The sequence below is a fragment of the Campylobacter sp. RKI_CA19_01121 genome, assembly GCF_025771295.1.
GTDB lineage: Bacteria > Campylobacterota > Campylobacteria > Campylobacterales > Campylobacteraceae > Campylobacter_D.
Genome location: NZ_JAKMQA010000005.1, coordinates 17,540 through 35,853 on the forward strand (window position 1 = coordinate 17,540; position 18,314 = coordinate 35,853).

Annotated in this window: 25 protein-coding genes; 20 read left to right on the plus strand and 5 right to left on the minus strand. The window is 29.6% G+C overall.

Annotation, left to right across the window (positions count from 1 at the left end; translation table 11 throughout):
• Window positions 1–2: 2 nt before the first annotated feature.
• The 20 genes from L8T90_RS03300 to recO all read left to right on the plus strand — a co-directional run bounded on the left by L8T90_RS03300 (window position 3) and on the right by recO (window position 15,224).
• Window positions 3–854, plus strand: coding sequence for a ParB/RepB/Spo0J family partition protein (locus L8T90_RS03300; protein ID WP_087685083.1), 852 nt, complete (start codon window positions 3–5; stop codon window positions 852–854).
• A gap of 63 nt (window positions 855–917) precedes the next feature.
• Window positions 918–1,343: a FoF1 ATP synthase subunit B' gene (locus tag L8T90_RS03305; RefSeq protein WP_263708304.1), complete on the plus strand. Its 426-nt coding sequence runs from the start codon at window positions 918–920 to the stop codon at window positions 1,341–1,343.
• A gap of 9 nt (window positions 1,344–1,352) precedes the next feature.
• Window positions 1,353–1,865 (plus strand): F0F1 ATP synthase subunit B, encoded by a 513-nt coding sequence (locus tag L8T90_RS03310; RefSeq protein ID WP_173787085.1) that lies wholly within the window; start codon window positions 1,353–1,355, stop codon window positions 1,863–1,865.
• Window positions 1,865–2,386 (plus strand): F0F1 ATP synthase subunit delta, encoded by a 522-nt coding sequence (locus L8T90_RS03315; protein WP_263678389.1) that lies wholly within the window; start codon window positions 1,865–1,867, stop codon window positions 2,384–2,386. Before L8T90_RS03310 ends, L8T90_RS03315 begins: the two co-directional genes overlap by 1 nt.
• Before the next feature lie 9 nt (window positions 2,387–2,395).
• Window positions 2,396–3,901: a F0F1 ATP synthase subunit alpha gene (atpA, locus tag L8T90_RS03320; protein WP_012660940.1), complete on the plus strand. Its 1,506-nt coding sequence runs from the start codon at window positions 2,396–2,398 to the stop codon at window positions 3,899–3,901.
• Window positions 3,902–3,910: 9 nt separating this feature from the next.
• The gene (gene atpG / locus L8T90_RS03325; protein WP_263663543.1) at window positions 3,911–4,795 is read left to right on the plus strand and encodes an ATP synthase F1 subunit gamma; all 885 of its coding nucleotides are present in this window, start codon (window positions 3,911–3,913) and stop codon (window positions 4,793–4,795) included.
• A gap of 14 nt (window positions 4,796–4,809) precedes the next feature.
• Entirely contained in the window at window positions 4,810–6,264 is a 1,455-nt protein-coding gene (atpD, locus tag L8T90_RS03330; RefSeq protein ID WP_039667925.1) for a F0F1 ATP synthase subunit beta, read from the plus strand.
• A gap of 3 nt (window positions 6,265–6,267) precedes the next feature.
• Window positions 6,268–6,660 carry an ATP synthase F1 subunit epsilon gene (gene atpC, locus L8T90_RS03335; RefSeq protein WP_012660943.1) on the plus strand — a complete coding sequence of 131 codons (393 nt, stop codon included), beginning with the start codon at window positions 6,268–6,270 and terminating at the stop codon, window positions 6,658–6,660.
• Window positions 6,660–7,220 carry a MotA/TolQ/ExbB proton channel family protein gene (locus L8T90_RS03340; protein ID WP_263736716.1) on the plus strand — a complete coding sequence of 187 codons (561 nt, stop codon included), beginning with the start codon at window positions 6,660–6,662 and terminating at the stop codon, window positions 7,218–7,220. Before atpC ends, L8T90_RS03340 begins: the two co-directional genes overlap by 1 nt.
• Before the next feature lie 3 nt (window positions 7,221–7,223).
• Window positions 7,224–7,610, plus strand: coding sequence for an ExbD/TolR family protein (locus tag L8T90_RS03345; RefSeq protein ID WP_012660945.1), 387 nt, complete (start codon window positions 7,224–7,226; stop codon window positions 7,608–7,610).
• Window positions 7,611–7,613: 3 nt separating this feature from the next.
• Window positions 7,614–8,393, plus strand: a complete 780-nt coding sequence (locus L8T90_RS03350; protein WP_039667927.1) for a Tol-Pal system subunit TolA — start codon at window positions 7,614–7,616, stop codon at window positions 8,391–8,393.
• Window positions 8,390–9,589 (plus strand): Tol-Pal system protein TolB, encoded by a 1,200-nt coding sequence (gene tolB / locus L8T90_RS03355; RefSeq protein ID WP_263736717.1) that lies wholly within the window; start codon window positions 8,390–8,392, stop codon window positions 9,587–9,589. The genes L8T90_RS03350 and tolB overlap by 4 nt, the downstream gene beginning before the upstream one ends.
• A gap of 68 nt (window positions 9,590–9,657) precedes the next feature.
• Window positions 9,658–10,143 (plus strand): peptidoglycan-associated lipoprotein Pal, encoded by a 486-nt coding sequence (pal, locus tag L8T90_RS03360; protein WP_263678394.1) that lies wholly within the window; start codon window positions 9,658–9,660, stop codon window positions 10,141–10,143.
• Window positions 10,144–10,154: 11 nt separating this feature from the next.
• Window positions 10,155–11,144: a tetratricopeptide repeat protein gene (locus L8T90_RS03365; protein WP_263736718.1), complete on the plus strand. Its 990-nt coding sequence runs from the start codon at window positions 10,155–10,157 to the stop codon at window positions 11,142–11,144.
• A 13-nt stretch (window positions 11,145–11,157) separates the two neighbouring features.
• Window positions 11,158–11,742, plus strand: coding sequence for an FKBP-type peptidyl-prolyl cis-trans isomerase (locus L8T90_RS03370; protein ID WP_039617371.1), 585 nt, complete (start codon window positions 11,158–11,160; stop codon window positions 11,740–11,742).
• Window positions 11,742–12,662, plus strand: a complete 921-nt coding sequence (fabD, locus tag L8T90_RS03375; protein ID WP_263736719.1) for an ACP S-malonyltransferase — start codon at window positions 11,742–11,744, stop codon at window positions 12,660–12,662. The genes L8T90_RS03370 and fabD overlap by 1 nt, the downstream gene beginning before the upstream one ends.
• A complete protein-coding gene (locus L8T90_RS03380) occupies window positions 12,659–13,345 on the plus strand; it encodes a 5'-methylthioadenosine/adenosylhomocysteine nucleosidase (RefSeq protein ID WP_263736720.1) in 687 nt (228 codons plus the stop codon). The genes fabD and L8T90_RS03380 overlap by 4 nt, the downstream gene beginning before the upstream one ends.
• Entirely contained in the window at window positions 13,342–14,103 is a 762-nt protein-coding gene (locus tag L8T90_RS03385; RefSeq protein WP_263678398.1) for an ATP-binding protein, read from the plus strand. Before L8T90_RS03380 ends, L8T90_RS03385 begins: the two co-directional genes overlap by 4 nt.
• Window positions 14,096–14,608, plus strand: coding sequence for a cysteine hydrolase family protein (locus tag L8T90_RS03390; RefSeq protein WP_263736721.1), 513 nt, complete (start codon window positions 14,096–14,098; stop codon window positions 14,606–14,608). Before L8T90_RS03385 ends, L8T90_RS03390 begins: the two co-directional genes overlap by 8 nt.
• Before the next feature lies 1 nt (window position 14,609).
• The gene (recO, locus tag L8T90_RS03395; RefSeq protein WP_263678402.1) at window positions 14,610–15,224 is read left to right on the plus strand and encodes a recombination protein RecO; all 615 of its coding nucleotides are present in this window, start codon (window positions 14,610–14,612) and stop codon (window positions 15,222–15,224) included.
• Here recO and L8T90_RS03400 read toward each other — a convergent pair.
• The 5 genes from L8T90_RS03400 to L8T90_RS03420 all read right to left on the minus strand — a co-directional run bounded on the left by L8T90_RS03400 (window position 15,208) and on the right by L8T90_RS03420 (window position 18,313).
• The gene (locus L8T90_RS03400) at window positions 15,208–15,528 is read right to left on the minus strand and encodes a hypothetical protein (protein ID WP_070256278.1); all 321 of its coding nucleotides are present in this window, start codon (window positions 15,526–15,528) and stop codon (window positions 15,208–15,210) included. The genes recO and L8T90_RS03400 overlap by 17 nt on opposite strands.
• Before the next feature lie 61 nt (window positions 15,529–15,589).
• Complete coding sequence (locus tag L8T90_RS03405; protein WP_263702717.1) at window positions 15,590–16,516, minus strand: tRNA dihydrouridine synthase; 927 nt, start codon at window positions 16,514–16,516, stop codon at window positions 15,590–15,592.
• Entirely contained in the window at window positions 16,513–17,496 is a 984-nt protein-coding gene (locus tag L8T90_RS03410; protein WP_263736722.1) for a hypothetical protein, read from the minus strand. The genes L8T90_RS03405 and L8T90_RS03410 overlap by 4 nt, the downstream gene beginning before the upstream one ends.
• Window positions 17,493–17,849 carry an RNA polymerase-binding protein DksA gene (gene dksA / locus L8T90_RS03415; RefSeq protein WP_012660959.1) on the minus strand — a complete coding sequence of 119 codons (357 nt, stop codon included), beginning with the start codon at window positions 17,847–17,849 and terminating at the stop codon, window positions 17,493–17,495. The genes L8T90_RS03410 and dksA overlap by 4 nt, the downstream gene beginning before the upstream one ends.
• Window positions 17,850–17,857: 8 nt before the next feature.
• Entirely contained in the window at window positions 17,858–18,313 is a 456-nt protein-coding gene (locus tag L8T90_RS03420; RefSeq protein ID WP_263736723.1) for a 23S rRNA (pseudouridine(1915)-N(3))-methyltransferase RlmH, read from the minus strand.
• Window position 18,314: the final 1 nt, after the last annotated feature.

Sequence of the window (18,314 nt, forward strand, 5' to 3'; positions counted from 1 at the left end):
AAATGGCAAAAAAAAGTGCATTAGGAAGAGGTTTAAGTAGCATTTTGGCTGATATTGATGAGGTTTATGAAAAAGAATTAGGCTCTAATGAAGGCAGAATAGAAGAAATTGATATAGATTTAATTAGTCCAAACCCTTATCAGCCAAGAAAAAATTTTGATACCCAAGCTCTAGAAGAACTTGCAGGTTCTATTAAAGAATATGGCTTGATTCAGCCTGTTGTGGTTTTTAAAAAAGATGAATTTGATTATATTTTAATAGCAGGTGAGAGAAGATTTAGAGCATGTAAGCTTTTAGAAAAAGAACAGATTAAAGCTGTAGTTTTAAATGTAGATGATATAAAATTACGTGAGCTTGCTTTAATAGAAAATATTCAAAGAGAAAATTTAAACCCTATAGAATTAGCACATTCTTATAAAGAGTTATTAGAAATTCATGATATCACTCAAGAAAAATTAGCCGATCTTATTCACAAATCAAGACCTCAAATTGCTAATACTTTAAGACTTTTAAATTTAAATGAGCAAACGCAAAATTTCATTATAGAAGGTAAAATTTCACAAGGACATGCAAAAGTTTTAGTGGGGCTTGAAAAAGAAGAAGAAAAAATGATAGTTGATACTATCATAGGACAAAAACTTAATGTAAGAGATACTGAAAAATTAATTAAAAATTTTAAAAATACAAACCAATTAGAAAAAAACACAACTTCAAACAAACAATATCAATCTATAATAAATTTAAAAGAAAAAATTGAATCTTTAGGCTTAAAAGTAAATGCAAAAGATTTAAAAATTACTATAAATTTTGAAAATGAAGATGAGGTTAGGGAATTTCTAAAGACATTAAATTAAATATGTTTTTAGGTATGTTTTGCTATAATTTCGCGTTTTATTTAGATTTATTTAGGAGTATTAATGTTTAATGATGTACATTTTTCCATCATGATAGCCACCGGTGTCATTTTTTTGCTTATGATAGCGATTTTAAATTCTATGCTCTATAAACCTTTGATTAAATTTATGGATTCTAGAGATTTAACCATAAAAAATGATGAAGAAAAAATGAAAAAAAATTCTGATGATGTTTCAAATGTAGAAAGTGAATTAGAAAAAATTCATATCCAAACAAGAGATGAAATCAATCAAATCAAAGCAAAAGCAATAGAAGAAGCTAAAATAAAACAAGAAAAAGAATTATCAACAAGAAAAAGAGAATTAGAAGATCAAATGCTTGTTTTTCTTAAAAGTCTAAAAGAAAAAGAAAAAGAGTTAAAAGAAGAAATGCGTTTAAAAATGCCAGAATTTAAACAAAGCTTTAAAAATAGCTTGAGTAAAATTTAAGGAAGATAAATGTTGAAAAAAATTACATTATTATCAATACTTCCTTTTTATGCTTTTGCAGCAGGTAATGGAAGTGGTGAGTATGATATTATTCCAAGAGCGGTGAATTTTGTTTTATTTGCTGCTATTTTGTATTATTTCATAGCAACACCTTTGAAAAATTTCTATAATGGTAGAATTGCAAAGATTGCATCTAGAATGAATGAAATTCAAGAAAAACTTATTGCAAGTAAAAATCATAAATTAGAAATGATGAAAAAATTAGATTTAGCCAAACAAGAAGCTGTTAATGCAATTGCTCTTGCAAAAAAAGAGGCAGAAATTATTACTGAAAAAATCGAGAATGAAACAAAAATGGAAATTAAAGCTCTAGAAAAAACTTACGAAGAGCACAAAGAATATGAAATAAGAAAAATGGAAAAAGAAGTTGTGCAAGCAGTTTTAGAAGAAATTTTTGAAGATCAAAATTTACAGCTACAACAAAAAGAAATTTTAAATATCATGATGAAAAAGGTGTCTTGATGGAAAAAGTAATTGCTAAAACATATGCAAAGGCAATATTAGAAAGAAATGATTTTGAAGATTTTTATTCTAATTTGTTAGAGTTAAGCTCAGCTTTTGCATCTAATAAATTTATAGATATTTTAAATTCATACGAAATAAAGCAAGACAAAAAATTAGAGTTAATACTTTCATTATTGAATAATCCAAGTGATGCTTTTAAAAATTTTATAAATTTGATTGTGGATAATAAAAGAGAAATGCTAATTCCAGAAATCACTAAAGAATTAAGTGAACAAAAAGCATCAAAAGAAAATACATTTTTAGGACAGGTTTACTCAAAAGAAAAATTAAGCGAAGAAGAAATTAAAAATTTAGAGGAAAAACTTAGTCTTAAATTTAATGCAAAAATTAGATTAGATAGTAAAATAAGTGATAATGACAGTGTGAAAATTAGCTTAGATGGACTTGGATATGAAATTTCATTTTCAATGCAAAGCTTAAAAGCTAAGATGAATGAATATATATTAAAAGCAATTTAAGGAGATTTGATGAAATTTAAAGCAGATGAAATTAGTTCTATTATAAAAGAAAGAATTGAAAAATTTGACTTTAATCTTGAAATAGAAGAAACCGGTAAAATTATTTCAGTTGCCGATGGTGTTGCTAAGGTATATGGCCTTAAAAATGCTATGGCTGGAGAGATGGTTGAATTTGAAAATGGCGAAAAAGGAATGGTTCTTAACCTTGAAGAATCAAGTGTTGGTATTGTTATCTTAGGTAAAGGACTTGGACTTAAAGAAGGAAGTTCTGTAAAAAGATTAAAAAAACTTTTAAAAGTTCCAGTTGGAGATGCGTTAATAGGACGTGTTGTAAATGCTTTAGGAGAGCCAATTGATGCTAAAGGCGTAATTGAAGCGAGCGAATATCGTTTTGTAGAAGAAAAAGCAAAAGGTATTATGGCTAGAAAAAGCGTTCATGAGCCATTACATACGGGTATTAAAGCTATTGATGCTTTAGTTCCAATTGGTAGAGGACAAAGAGAATTAATCATCGGTGATAGACAAACAGGTAAAACAACTGTAGCAATTGATACAATTATTAGTCAAAAAGGTAAAGATGTTATTTGTATTTATGTTGCAATTGGTCAAAAACAAAGTACTGTAGCTCAAGTAGTTAAAAAGCTTGAAGAATATGGTGCAATGGATTATACTATAGTGGTAAATGCGGGTGCATCAGATCCTGCTGCGTTACAGTATCTTGCGCCATATGCTGGGGTAACTATGGGTGAATATTTTAGAGATAATTCAAGACATGCATTGATCGTTTATGATGATTTAAGTAAACATGCTGTTGCATACCGTGAAATGTCTTTGATTTTACGTCGTCCTCCAGGTCGTGAGGCTTATCCTGGTGATGTGTTCTATCTACATTCAAGATTGCTTGAAAGAGCAAGTAAGTTAAGTGATGAGCTTGGCGCGGGAAGCTTGACTGCACTTCCTATTATTGAAACTCAAGCAGGGGATGTTTCAGCTTATATTCCAACCAATGTTATTTCAATTACAGATGGTCAAATTTTCTTAGAAACAGATTTATTTAACTCAGGTATTCGTCCTGCGATTAATGTTGGTTTATCTGTATCTCGTGTTGGTGGTGCCGCGCAAATTAAAGCAACAAAACAAGTTTCAGGTACATTAAGACTTGATTTAGCTCAGTATAGAGAATTGCAAGCTTTTGCACAATTTGCAAGTGATTTGGATGAAGCTAGTAGAAAACAACTTGAGCGTGGACAAAGAATGGTTGAAGTTTTAAAGCAACCTCCATATTCTCCACTTTCACCAGAAAATCAAGTTGTGATTATTTTTGCAGGCACTAAAGGTTATTTAGATGATGTTGCAGTTTCGAAAATTGGAGAATTTGAAGCAGCTTTATATCCATTTATTGAGGCTAAGTATCCAGAAATTTTTGAGCAAATTAGAACTAAAAAAGCTTTAGATAAAGATTTAGAAGAAAAACTAGCTAAAGCATTGAGTGAGTTTAAAGCAAACCATATATAAGGTTTTTAAATGTCTAATTTAAAAGAAATTAAAAGAAAAATAAAAAGTGTTCACAATACACAAAAGACAACCAATGCGATGAAGCTTGTCTCTACTGCTAAACTAAGAAAAGCAGAAGAGGCAGCTAAAAAATCAAAGGTTTTTGCTCAAAAAATCGATGAAGTTTTATCAGAAATTGCGTTCAAGATCAATCAATACGATGGGCTTGATGACAAACTTCCATTTTTTAGAAAAAAAGATAATATAGAAAAAATGGATATTATTTTTGTCACAGCCGATAAGGGTTTGTGTGGTGGATTTAATATTAAAACCATTAAAGCCGTAAATGAAATGCTTGAAGATTGCAAAACAAAAAAAATCAAGGTAAGATTAAGAGCTATTGGTAAAACAGGTATAGAATATTTTAATTTTCAAAATATAGAAATTTTGGAAAAATATTTAGATACAAGTTCAAGTCCAGATTATGATAAGGCTTGTGCTATTATCCAAAAAGCTGTTGATGATTTTGTAAATGGCGTGACAGATAAAATTGTAATCATTCACAATGGTTATAAAAATATGATTTCTCAAGAAATTCGTATTAATGAGTTGTTGCCAGTAGAAGCTATTGTTGGTAAAGAAGAACAAAAGTCTGAATCTTTAATGGACTTAGAACCAGAAGATGAAGAAATTTTAAACGATTTGTTAAAAACTTATTTTGAATATAACATGTATTTTTCTTTAGTTGATTCTTTGGCAGCTGAACATAGTGCTAGAATGCAAGCCATGGATAATGCAACCAATAATGCAAAAGCTAGAGTTAAGCAGCTTAATCTAGCTTATAATAAAGCAAGACAAGAATCTATTACCACCGAGTTGATAGAAATCATCAGCGGTGTTGAGTCAATGAAATAAATTTAGGAGTGATGATGCAAGGTTTTATTTCTCAAGTTTTAGGACCAGTGGTTGATGTTGAATTTAAAGACTATCTTCCACAAATTAATGAAGCTATTATTGTTAATTATGAATTAGAAGGAAAAGAATGCAAGCTAGTTCTTGAAGTAGCTGCGCATTTAGGCGATAATAAAGTAAGAACCATCGCTATGGATATGACGGATGGTCTTGTTAGAGGTTTAACAGCTGTCGCAACTGGAAATCCAATTAGCGTTCCAGTAGGCGAAAAAGTTCTTGGAAGAATTTTTAATGTAACGGGTGATTTGATTGATGAGGGTGAAGAAATCAATTTTGATAAACACTGGTCAATTCATAGAGATCCGCCTCCATTTGAAGAGCAAAGTACAAAAAGTGAAATCTTTGAAACAGGTATAAAGGTTGTTGATTTGTTAGCTCCTTATGCTAAGGGTGGTAAAGTTGGTCTTTTTGGTGGTGCAGGTGTTGGCAAAACCGTTATTATTATGGAATTAATTCACAACGTTGCATTTAAACACAGCGGATATTCGGTTTTTGCAGGTGTTGGCGAAAGAACTCGTGAGGGTAATGACCTTTATAATGAAATGAAAGAAAGTAACGTATTGGATAAAGTTGCATTGTGCTATGGTCAAATGAATGAACCACCAGGGGCAAGAAATCGTATTGCGTTAACAGGTCTTACTATGGCTGAGTATTTTAGAGATGAAATGGGACTTGATGTTTTAATGTTTATTGATAATATTTTTAGATTTTCTCAATCAGGTTCAGAAATGTCAGCGCTTTTAGGAAGAATTCCTTCAGCTGTTGGTTATCAACCAACCCTAGCTAGCGAAATGGGTAAGTTCCAAGAAAGAATTACTTCAACCAAAAAAGGATCTATTACTTCAGTTCAAGCAGTTTATGTACCAGCAGATGACTTAACAGACCCTGCGCCAGCAACAGTTTTTGCACACTTGGATGCAACAACAGTTTTAAATAGATCAATTGCTGAAAAAGGTATTTATCCAGCTGTTGATCCACTTGATTCTACTTCAAGAATGCTTGATCCACAAATTATTGGTGAAGAGCACTATAAAGTAGCACGTGGAGTACAATCAGTATTACAAAAATATAAAGACTTGCAAGATATTATTGCTATTTTGGGTATGGATGAGTTAAGCGAAGAAGATAAATTGATTGTTGAAAGAGCAAGAAAAATTGAAAAATTCCTATCTCAACCATTCTTCGTTGCTGAAGTTTTCACAGGTAGCCCTGGAAAATATATCAGCTTAGAAGATACAATTGCAGGATTTAAAGGTATTTTAGAAGGTAAATATGATGATTTACCAGAAAATGCTTTTTATATGGTTGGTAATATAGATGAAGCTATAGCAAAAGCTGAAACACTTAAAGAAGTTAGCAGAAAAGACGTTTGTTTAGATAATTGTAAAGTGGATAAGGCTAAAAAAGGTTAATTTATGCAAGATTTAATATCTTTAGAAATCATTACACCCCTTGGTATGATTTATCAAGGGGATGCAAGATTGGTAGTTCTTCCTGGAAGTGAGGGTGAATTTGGTGTTTTAAAAGGACATGCATCTTTAATCTCTTCTTTAAAAGCAGGAATTATAGATATAGAAAAATCAGATTCAACTCATGAATTAGTTGCTATTGATTCAGGTCATGCAAAAGTTTCTGAAACTAAAGTAAGTGTTTTAGCAAAAGGCGCTGTATGGGTTGGAGGAAATAGTGATAGTGAAATAGCAAAAAGATTAGAAGAAGCAAAAGATTTAATTAAATCTATGAGCAGTGATAGTATTGCACTTGCTTCTACTTTTGCTAAAATGGATAATAATGTAAGGCAAAAATAGTGGATTTTCAAGCAATTTTTCATTTTTTTGAAAATACAAGCTTAATCACTTATATAGTATTAGCTTGGCTTTCGGTGTATTTTATACTTAGTTTTAGTATATTATTTTCAAGGTTGATGCTTATTAATAAATGGACTCAAAACGAAAGCCAAGCTTTAGAAGCTTTAATGAGAGGCGAAAAAGATTTAAGTCAAAGTGCATCAATTTTAAAAAAATGTGTTGAAGTTGATGAAACAAAGATGAATATTTATAAAAATTCTGTAGAAAAAAAAGCCACAATAGGATTAACTTGGCTTAGCATTATCGCTTCAACCTCTCCTTTTATAGGTCTTTTTGGCACGGTTATTTCTATACTTGAAACTTTTGGTGGCTTAGAGATGCAAAATTCTTTAAGCATTATAGCTCCTAAAATCAGTGAAGCTTTAGTGGCTACAGGTTGTGGAATTTTAGTAGCGATTCCTGCATACAGTTTTCATTTGATTATTAAACGTAAAGCCTATGAATTGATTAATATCTTAGATAGCGAGATCAAAGTATTAGTAAGCTCTACAAAGGTATAGTTAATGTTTTTAGAAGAAAAACCTGAACTCAATATTACACCTTTGGTAGATATTATGCTTGTGTTGCTTGCTATTTTAATGGTAACAGCACCAAGTATCACATATGAAGAAAAAGTTCAACTTCCTCAAGGTTCGCAAAAAACTTCAAGTGCGCCAAATATTAAAAGTTTGATTATAACAATTAATGCAAAAAAAGAAATTTTTATAGGAAAAGATAAATTTGATTTTATAAGTTTTGCGGATAATATGAATGCTTTAAAAGTTCAGTATAATACTCAAGAGACAGTTTTTATCAGAGCGGATAAGAATCTAAAATATGATGATGTAATGAGTGTTTTAAGAACAATGAAACATTTAGGTTTCCAAAAAGTTGCTTTGCAAACTGAGTAAAAAATGGAAGAAAATTCTACACATAATCTTAAAGCTTTTATTTATGCAACTTTAGTTTATTTTTTTGTTGTTTTTTTGGTATTTTTTAAGTTGGTTGAGTATAAACCAAAAGCCATTGAATATACTGATGATCCTAATAGTTTTATCAATATAGAACTTGGAGATAGCATAAATCAAAATCAAGTAAATATGATACAAGAATTACAAAAAGAAAATCTACAAAGTTTATTTGAAGAAAATCTTCTACAAAAATACACTACCAATAAAAGCGTTAACACCCAAAATATAGAACAACAAGCAAGTGTTTTTAATGAGTTGTTTGGTAAAATAGAAGACTATCAAGAAGAAAAAACGACTAAAGTGCAGTCTTCTATGCCTTCAAAAAAACCTACTTTTGCCCAAAGAGAAAAAATCAATGATTTTTCTAAGCAACTCAATGAAAATTTAAAAATAAATCAAGAATTAGGTCAATCTGTCATGGAGCAAAAAGTAGGGGTTTATGATCAATTCTTAGGCGCTGTTAGAAAATATCTTGAAGATAGATGGAGGATTTATAATCCTAGTGGTAACTTAAGTATAGAAGTAGAATTTGTAATTGATAATAATGGTTATTTTTACCTGTTAAACACTACTAGTGCACATAGTGATAATTTTGATAAAAAAGCAAAAGAATTTTTACAAAATTTAGAAGGAAAATACATAACTTTACCTCCAAATGGTAAAATAAGAAAAATTAAAATGCAACTTAGTGATATAATTGAGTTTAAAACGGAGAAACAATGAAAAAAATACTAGTGTTTTTATTTTTTTGTTCAGTATTATTTGGACAAGATGCAACAATATCTGTTGTTAATAAAGGTATGCAATTGCCAAAAATTTATATTAAAGATCAGTCTAAATTGAATGATTTAGATCTTAAAAAAAGTTTTTATAGCATGCTTGTTAATGATATAAAAGTAAGTTCAAATTTTGAGATAACTCAAGATGAAAAACAAGGTGATTATATTTTTTCTTATATATTAAATAAAAACGGCAAACTTTTAGATATTGATGTTGAAATCTTAGCTGCAAATGAAACTAAAACAAGATTTTACGAACAAATTCTTTCCATCGAAGAGTATCCATTTTTAGCACATAGAAGTGTTGCTCAAATGAATAAAAAGTTAGGTTTTGCTCCGGTTGATTGGATGGATCATAAAATTTTAATAGCTAGAACACAAGGTAGCAAGCAAAGTGATATTTTATTAGCAGATTATACTTTAACTTACCAAAAAGTATTGATTTCAAAAGGTTTAAATTTGTTTCCTAAATGGGCAAATAAAGAACAAAATGCATTTTATTTTACTGCCTATGAAGATGAGATTCCAACTCTTTATAAATATAATATGAAAAATAAAAATATAACAAAAATTATTGCTAGCAAAGGTATGATGGTTGCTTCTGATGTGAGTGATGATGGTAAAAAAATTTTACTTACCATGGCTCCAAAAGACCAACCTGATGTATACTTGTATGATGTAGATTCAAAAAATCTGACACAAATTACAAACTATATGGGTATTGATGTAAATGGCAATTTTGTTGATGGTGATAAAAAAATTGTATTTGTGTCTGATCGCTTAGGCTATCCAAATATTTTTATGCAAAATTTAGATTCAAATTTAACAGAACAAGTTGTTTTTCATGGTAAAAATAATTCTTCGGTTTCTACTTATAAACACTACATGGTTTATTCTAGTAGAGAAGTAAATCAAAGCGGAGTTTTTAATCTTTATTTAATGTCAACCCAAAGCGATTACATAAGACAACTCACTGCAAATGGTAAAAATCTTTTTCCAAGATTTTCAAGTGATGGAGAAAGTGTTGTGTTTATTAAGTACTTAGGCTCTCAAAGTGCTTTAGGTGTTATTCGAATTAATGCAAATAAAGCTTTTCATTATGGCTTAAAAGTGGGTAAAATTCAATCAATTGATTGGTAAAATACTAAAATCATATTTTTTTTGTTATAATTAAATTATGATTTTTAAATAAACAAAAGGGGAAATCAATGAAAAAAATCATTTTTGCTTCAATTACTGCATTTGCTGTTATTGTAAGTGGTTGTGCTACTAAAAACACTAGCGTTAGTAGTTCAAGTAGTGTAGATGGCTCAAAAGGTAGCGGTGGATCTGATAGATTTGAAAATCTTGAATCTTTAAATTCTGTAGCAAATGTATATTTTGATTTTGATAAATTTAATGTTAGATCAGATATGCAAAAGGTTATTGCAAATAATGCTGAAATCTTCAATAAAGAAGCTGCTAATGCTGCAATAGTAGTTGAAGGAAACTGCGATGAGTGGGGAACTGATGAGTATAATCAAGCTTTAGGTTTAAAAAGAGCTAAAGCAGTAAAAGAATCTTTAGTAGCTCAAGGTGTTAGCGCAGATAGAATTAGCGTTAAAAGCTATGGAGAAACTAATCCTGTATGTACTGAAAGAACAAAAACTTGCGATGCTCAAAATCGCCGTGCAGAATTTAAATTATCAAAATAAGTTTTAAATAAATGAAATTAAAATTATTATCAGTAGCTCTTTTAGGAGCTACTTTTTTACACGCTGAAATTTCAGCTTTTGATGCAGGAAAAGTAGATACAAAAACACCTTATGGTTTAACTCAAAATGAAAAATTACAATATGAAAATCAAGAACGCCTAAGAGCACTGAATGAATATTATACAAATTTAACAAGTAAAATAAATACAGCAGTAGAGAATATAGAAGGATTGCAAAGTGTAACAGAGGGTTTGAATGCTCAATATTCAAAAGCTAACACAAAATTGCTTTCATTAGAAGAAACTTATCAAAATTTTGACGCAAACATAACTCAAGAAATTCAAAATTTAAGAGCTTATGTAGAGGAAAATAGGCAAATTCAAGAAAAAAATCATCAAGAAATTCAAAAAGTTTTAAGTGAAATTACAACTTTGATTAATAAAATCAACGATGATTATATTTCAAAAGAAGATATGAACAAAACCATAACTTTCTTTCAATCTGAAATAGCTAGAGTGCAAAATCAGACAAAAGTAACCCCTGTTGTTCCTATTGTAAGTGATGATAATAAAACCGAAGAAATCATTCAAGATGTAAATGAAACTCAAGATGAAGTGATTGAAGCAAAAGATGATAGTTGGAAAAAATTGCAATCTAGTGAAATTTTGAAAAAAGCGATAGAAGAAACTAATAAAAATCAATTTGAGGATGCAAAAGAAAAATTTGAACATCTAATAAGTATTCACTACAAACCTGCTAGATCTACTTTTTGGCTTGGAGAGATAAGATATAAACAGCAAGATTACGCAGGTGCTTTGGGATTTTATAAGAAAAGTTCTGCTATAAGCACTAAAGGCGATTATGTACCAAAATTGCTTTATCATACAGCTATTAGCTTAGATAAGGTTGGGGATCCAAAAAGTGCAAATAAATTTTATAAAGCTTTAAAGACGGCTTATCCTGATAGTCCTGAAGCAAAAGTTTCACCAGATAGAAAATAACAAAGGAGATAAAATGGCTATAGAAAAAAATAGTGTAGTTTCAATGTTTTATGAATTAAAAGATGCAAATACTAATGAAGTTTTAGAATCAAATATTTATGCTGAACCTATTTCTTTTATTTTAGGTAAGGGTCAAATTTTAGAAGGATTAGAAGAAGAAATTCAAAAGCTTAATGCTCCTTGTAATGCTGATATTGTGATAAAAAAAGAAAATGCTTTGGGCGAATATGATGCCAATGCATTACAAACTTTACCAAAAGAGCAGTTTGCAGGGATTGATTTGCAAGTTGGTATGGAGCTTTTTGGCGAAGGTGAAGATGGTAATACGGTAAGAGTAATTGTTAGAGAAATTACCGAAAATGAAGTTACTATTGATTACAATCATGCTTATGCAGGAAAAGACTTGTTGTTTTCAATCAATATCGTAGATGTTAGAGCTGCAAGTGAAGATGAAATTTTAACAGGAATTATTGCAGGCAGTAGAAGCTGTGGATGTGGTGGTGGAGGACATCATCATGATCATCATCACGGACATGGCGGCGGTGGATGTTGTGGTGGCCACGGACATGGCGGCGGCGGTTGCTGCGGTGGTCATTAATGAATAGCGCATTTATTTTCCCAGGTCAAGGTTCTCAAAGTGTTGGCATGGGTTTGAGTTTTTATGATAATTCTAAAAAAGCGAAAGAATTATTAGATAATGCTAGTGATTTTTGTAAAATTGATTTTAAAAATTTGCTTTTTAAGGAAAATGAAAATTTAAATAAAAGCGAATTTACACAAATGGCCATAGTATTAAACTCACTAATGGCTTATGAAGCCTTGAAAGAGCAAGTTGATATAGAAGCTAAGTACAGCCTAGGTCATTCGCTAGGAGAATTCAGTGCTTTAGCAACCCAAGATGCATTTAGCTTTTTAGATGTTATAGCACTTGTTAATAAACGCGGTAAGTTTATGCAAGAAGATTGCTCTAAAATAGAAGCTGGTATGATGGTGATTTTAGGGCTTGAAGATAAAGTGGTAGAAGAACTTTGTCAAAAAGCATTGAGTGAGAAAAAAAACATTTTTGCGGCTAATTATAATTGTGATGGACAAATTGTAGTAGCAGGTTTAAAGCCTGATTTAGCTTCTTATGAGAGTGAGTTTAAAAATGCAGGAGCTAAAAGAGCTATGCTTTTGAACATGAGCGTTGCAAGTCATTGTCCATTATTAAAAAATGCGTCTTTGAAACTTACAAAAGAATTAGAACCTATTTTAAAAGAGAGCTTTAAAAGCGTAGTGTCAAATGTTAATGCAAAAGTGTATAATGATAAAAATCAAGCTCTAATGCTTTTAAGCGAGCAACTCATCAAGCCTGTTCTTTATAAACAAAGTATTAAAGCAATAGATGAAGAAGTAGATTTTTATATAGAATTTGGTGCAAGTGTGTTAAAGGGATTAAATAAAAAAATCACTCAAAAAGAAACTTATACTTTAAGTAAAATAGAAGATATTGATGAAATTTTAAAGGTAATTAAATGAAAATAGCTATTTTAGGAGCTATGCCTGAAGAGGTTACTCCTTTACTAGAAACATTAAAAGAGTATCAAACAATAGAATATGCAAATAATACTTATTATCTTGCAAAATATAAAAATCATGAATTAATTATTGCTTATTCTAAGATAGGGAAAGTCAATTCTACCCTTAGTGCGACTATTATGATAGAAAAATTTAAAGCCGAGCTTTTACTCTTTACGGGTGTGGCTGGTGCTTTTAATCCTAGTTTAGAAATAGGGGATTTAATCTATGCTACAAAATTAGCTCAATATGATTTAGATATCACAGCTTTTGGGCATCCGCTTGGCTATGTTCCTGGTAATGAAATTTTTATAAAAACAGATGATAAGCTAAATAATCTCGCCATAGAAGTTGCTAAAGAACTTGGTGTTAAATTACAATCAGGTATTATCGCTACGGGTGATGAGTTTATTTGTGATGAGAATAAAAAAGCAAAAATTAGAGAAATTTTTAATGCAGATGCTTGTGAAATGGAAGGAGCTAGTGTAGCTTTGGTGTGCGATGCTTTAAAAATTCCATGTTTGGTTTTAAGATCTATGAGTGATAAAGCAGGTGAGAAAGCTGAATTTGACTTTGATGAGTTTGTAGAAAAATCAGCCAAAATTTCAGCTAATTTTGTTTTAAAAATTTGTGAGAAATTATGATAAATCTTAGTAAAAAACTAATCAGAGAAGTAGCTAAAGCTAATGCTAAATTTTCTTTAATAGGAGACAATGATAAAGTTTTATTAGGGCTTAGCGGTGGAAAAGATTCGCTTGCCTTAGCACATCTTTTAAAGCGTATGCAAGCACATGCGCCTTTTAAATTTGAACTTAAAGCAGTAACTTTAAGCTATGGCATGGGTGAAGATTATACTAAACTTCATAATCACTGCAAAGAACATGATATTGATCATGAAGTGATTGATTCTAATATTTATGAAATTTCAGGTGATACGATTAGAAAAAATTCAAGTTTTTGTAGCTATTTTTCAAGAATGAGGCGTGGTGCTTTATATACTTATGCTTTGGAAAATGGTTTTAATAAATTAGCTATAGCTCACCATTTAGATGATGCGGTAGAGAGTTTTTTTATGAATTTTATTTATAATGGCTCTCTTAGGAGTCTAGCTCCCAAGTATAAAAGCAAAAGAGGTGTAGAGGTTATTCGTCCTTTGATTTTTGTAAGAGAAAGACAATTAAGAGAAAATGCTATTAATAATGAATTAGAAGTAATTGGTAATGAATTTTGTCCTGGCATGAAATTAAGTGAAAAAAATGTAAAATTTCCTCATGCAAGAGAAGAAGCTAAGCAGCTTTTGGCAAATTTAGAAAAAGAAAATCCAAAATTATTTACAAGTTTAAAAACTGCATTTGAAAATATCCACACGGATAGCTTTTTTATGGTCAAGGATAATGGCTAATCTTTTAGTTGTTGTTGATTATCAAAATGATTTTATCGATGGTAGCTTGGGCTTTGAAGAAGCTACCAAGATAAAAGATAATATTCTTGCTCTTTTAAAAAATCATCAAGGTGATATTGTTTTTACTTTTGATACGCATGATGAAAATTATTTAAAAACTCAAGAAGGAAAAAATTTACCTACTTATCATTGCATTAGAGATACTTTAGGTTGGCAAATGCCAGGTGATTTTGATGCGTATTTAAAAAATGCAAAAAAAATATTTTATAAGAATGCTTTTGGTAGCTTAGAATTAGCCAATTTTTTAAAACAAAATTATTATGAAAGTATAGAATTTTGTGGTCTTGTTTCACATATTTGTGTATTTAGTAATATTATTTTAGCTCAAAGCGCTAGCATCAACTCAAAAATTATATTACATAAAAACGCAACAGCGAGTTTTAGTAAGTTTTTGGAAAATAGTGCATATGAAATTTTGCAAGCTTATGGTATAGAACTTTTATAAAATGCAAGGGTATATTTTACACACTCAGAGTGTAAAAGATGAGGATTTAATCGTTTATCTTTTAAGTACTAAAAAAGTTATTAAAAGTTATAGATTTTATGGCATGCGTCATTCTAATATACTAAGTGGGTATAAGATTGATTTTGAGCTTGAAGAAAGTTCGAGATTTTTACCACGTTTAAAAGATGTTTTACATATTGGTTTTTCTTGGATTTTAGATAGAGAGAGAATGTTTTTTTGGCAGGAATTTATCAGACTTTTTTATTGGCATTTAAAAGACGTTGAGGAAATTGATAGTTTTTATTTTGAGCTTTTAGAAGATTGTGCTAAGCGTTTTGAAAAGCAAGATTGCAAACGTGTTATAGTGGATGCTTATTTAAAAATTTTAGATTTTGAAGGGCGTTTGCATAAAAGTTTTGTATGTTTTTATTGTGATGAGTATATTCAAAAAAATGTTGTACTAGTAAGAGCTTTTTTGCCCGCTCATAAAAAATGTGCTTTTGGTTATGAGTTTAATGCTAAAGATCTTGTAAAATTATATAGGAGTTTTAATTCATCGCATTTTAGCGATGAATATATTGATAATTTATATAAAATTATCAAAGAGGGTTTTTAAGGGTAATATCATACATCATAATGACTTCTTGTCTTAATCTTGCAATGATATTTGCACTATCTTTGTGTATATTTTTTGTGATAGTATCTTGGCTATTTTTAATATTTTCAAGCAAATTTTCAAGTTCTTTTTGAGAATTTTGTAAACAAGTTTTTATACATTTTGGTTGGGTTTGTTGTAAAACTTGCTCGAAATTTAAACTTTGATTGTTAAGCTTTGAAGCATGTGCTGCTAAATTATTCGCACTTGTTCTAATGCCACCTAATGCTTTGTAAATCCCTTTTGAATTGATATGAGCTGCCATGAACCTTCCTTGTTTTATGGTATCTCTTCATTCATATTGCTTGATAATTTACAAGCAAAAATCATTCCTTATTGAAAAATTCTTGAATATATTTTCGCATAATTTCTGCATCATTAATGCGATTAACACAATCTCTAAAATTAGAAGCATCATCATAGCCCTTAGAATACTCATGTAAGTGTTTTCTAAAGATGCTTATACCTTGTTCTTTATAATGCTTTAACATTTCTTCAAAATGTGCAAAAATGATTTTATTTTTCATAGCCTTTTCGATTTTTTTGCCAGTTTTTATCTCATAAAATATCCAAGGTTTTCCTACACTTGCACGCCCTATCATCAAAGCATCACAATTTGTTATTTTAAACACCTCTTTGGCGTTATCTTCACTAATATCACCATTTGCAACTAAAGGAATTTTGATATTTTTTTTGGCTAAAGCTATGGCTTCATAATCAGCATTTCCACTATACATTTGTTTTCTAGTGCGACCATGCATACTGATAAAATCTACTCCAGCATTTTCACACGCTTTAGCGATGGCGATGGGATCTTTTTTATCAAATCCTAATCTTACTTTGACACTAGTTAATTTTTTGTTACTTGTTTTTTTGATAAGTTCTAAAATTCTTTGTAATTTATCAAGATCTTGTAAAAGAGCACTACCTGCACATTGTTTTATAACCTTATTTACAGGGCAACCACAATTAAAATCAATCCCATCTATAAAATCAAAACGATTTAATATTTCTACCGCTTTGCAAATTACGCTTTCATCCGAGCCTGCAATTTGAACTATATAAGGATTCTCAAGTTCAGCTTTTTCCAACATTTTAAGAGTTTTTGAGCTTTCATACACTAAAGCATTAGAACTTATCATCTCACTAATTGTTACATCAGCCCCAAATTGCTTAACTAAATTTCTCAAAGGCAAGTCTGAAAAACCTGCCATAGGAGCTAAAAATAAAGGCTTTTTATTAAAATCTATCATTGTATTAATTTTTCAAGTTCTATTTTTTTATTATGTTCTCTTAAAAAGAGTAAGAGTCTAAAATCCTTATGTTCGTTTTGATCATTTCCTAATTCATTAAGCAATTCATCATACATACCAAATTCTGCTAAAGTATAAAGATAAGCTTTTAAAGCTTGAGAATGACTATCTTTTAACTTTTTAAATAAAGCAATTAATATTTGAGGCTCTATTTTTTTACAAAGTATTTTAGCACAGCGTAAATATGACTTATCATCTAAAGTATTCATACTAAGTAAAACTTCGATTTCAGCGTGATTTAATTCTAAGTTTTCTTTTTCAAATCTATCCAAAAGCAATAAAATATCATCTTGGTTTTTTTGAACTTTTAGTGTTTTAATCTGACTATAAGGCGCATTTTCTAATACCATTTTATAAGCAAAAATTTCTAGCTCACTAGCTAAGGTATCTTTGTTTTTGATAAAAGAAAAAGCATAATTGCTATCATTTTGAAAGCGATTTTTTTCATTTAAAATGAAAATTTCATTATTTGAATCTAATTTATATTTTTTTAATTCCACAAATTCTTTTTTATCTAAGTGTTCAAAAATATCAATAATTTCATCTATTTTGGGATTTTGAATTTTTCCTTTAAAACAAAGAGCTTGCGTATCTTTTGCAATGTTTTGAAATTCTTGAGTTTTGAATTTAACCCTGCTTATTTTTTTTAAAAAAATATCAATAATAAAATTTTCATAATTTTTACTATCTTTAATTAGATTTTTATATTGTAAATGTTTTAAAAAGCCATAAAAACTCATATGTGCTAAAGCTAGTATCATCAAAAATAAAGCAGGCAAAACAACCCATAAGCTAATAGGCAAATTTAATTCAAAAGTGGAAATTGTAAAAGTATAATTTCCTAAATTTAGATTATAAACTAAGGCTGCGATGATTAGAAGATAAACTAAACTTGCAAAGAAAAATAATCTAATTTTCATAGCTCTTTCCTTTTTTCTAAATTTTCACGACAATTTATGCAATATTTTGCGTGAGGTTTAACCTTAAGTCTTTCAGGATGAATATCATCTTCACAATATTCACAAATACCATAAGTATTGTTATCTATTTTGCTTAATGAATGTTTAATTTCTTCTAGTTCAGCTTTTAAATTTTCATTGATTTTAAAGTCGATATGAGAGCTATTGTCAATTTGCTGTAAATCAACTTCATCCCTAGGTTCACTATCTTGTAGATTATGGATATTGTCTATATTGCCTTGAAGTTCTTGTAAAATTTCTTTTTGTCTTTGAAGTAATATATTTTTAAATTCTTCAAGATTTAATTCTTGCATAAACGCTCCTATTTGTGATATGGGTGATTTGTATTAATGCAAAATGCACGATAAATTTGCTCTAAAAGCATAGTTTTAGCAAATTTATGTACCAAGGTCATTTTGCTAAGAGCTATACTTGTATGCATATGTGCGATAAATTCTTGCTCAAATCCATAAGCACCGCCTATAAAAAATGTAATTTCATTTTTATCTTGCAATAATTTTGCAAATTCTACACTTGTAAATTCTTTACCCTTTTCGTCTAATGCTATACAAAAACCTTTTTTATAAGGACTTAGTGCATTTGTATAAGATTTTTTTGCTTCTATGGCGTTAGTGTTTTGTGCTTGATTAATTTTGTTATTAAAAACACATATATCATTAAAACTACAAAATTTCTTAATAAGCTTAGTATAATGCTCATCTATCTTGCTAAATTCATCATTATTATTTTTTTGAATGCTTAAAAGATTAATTTGCATT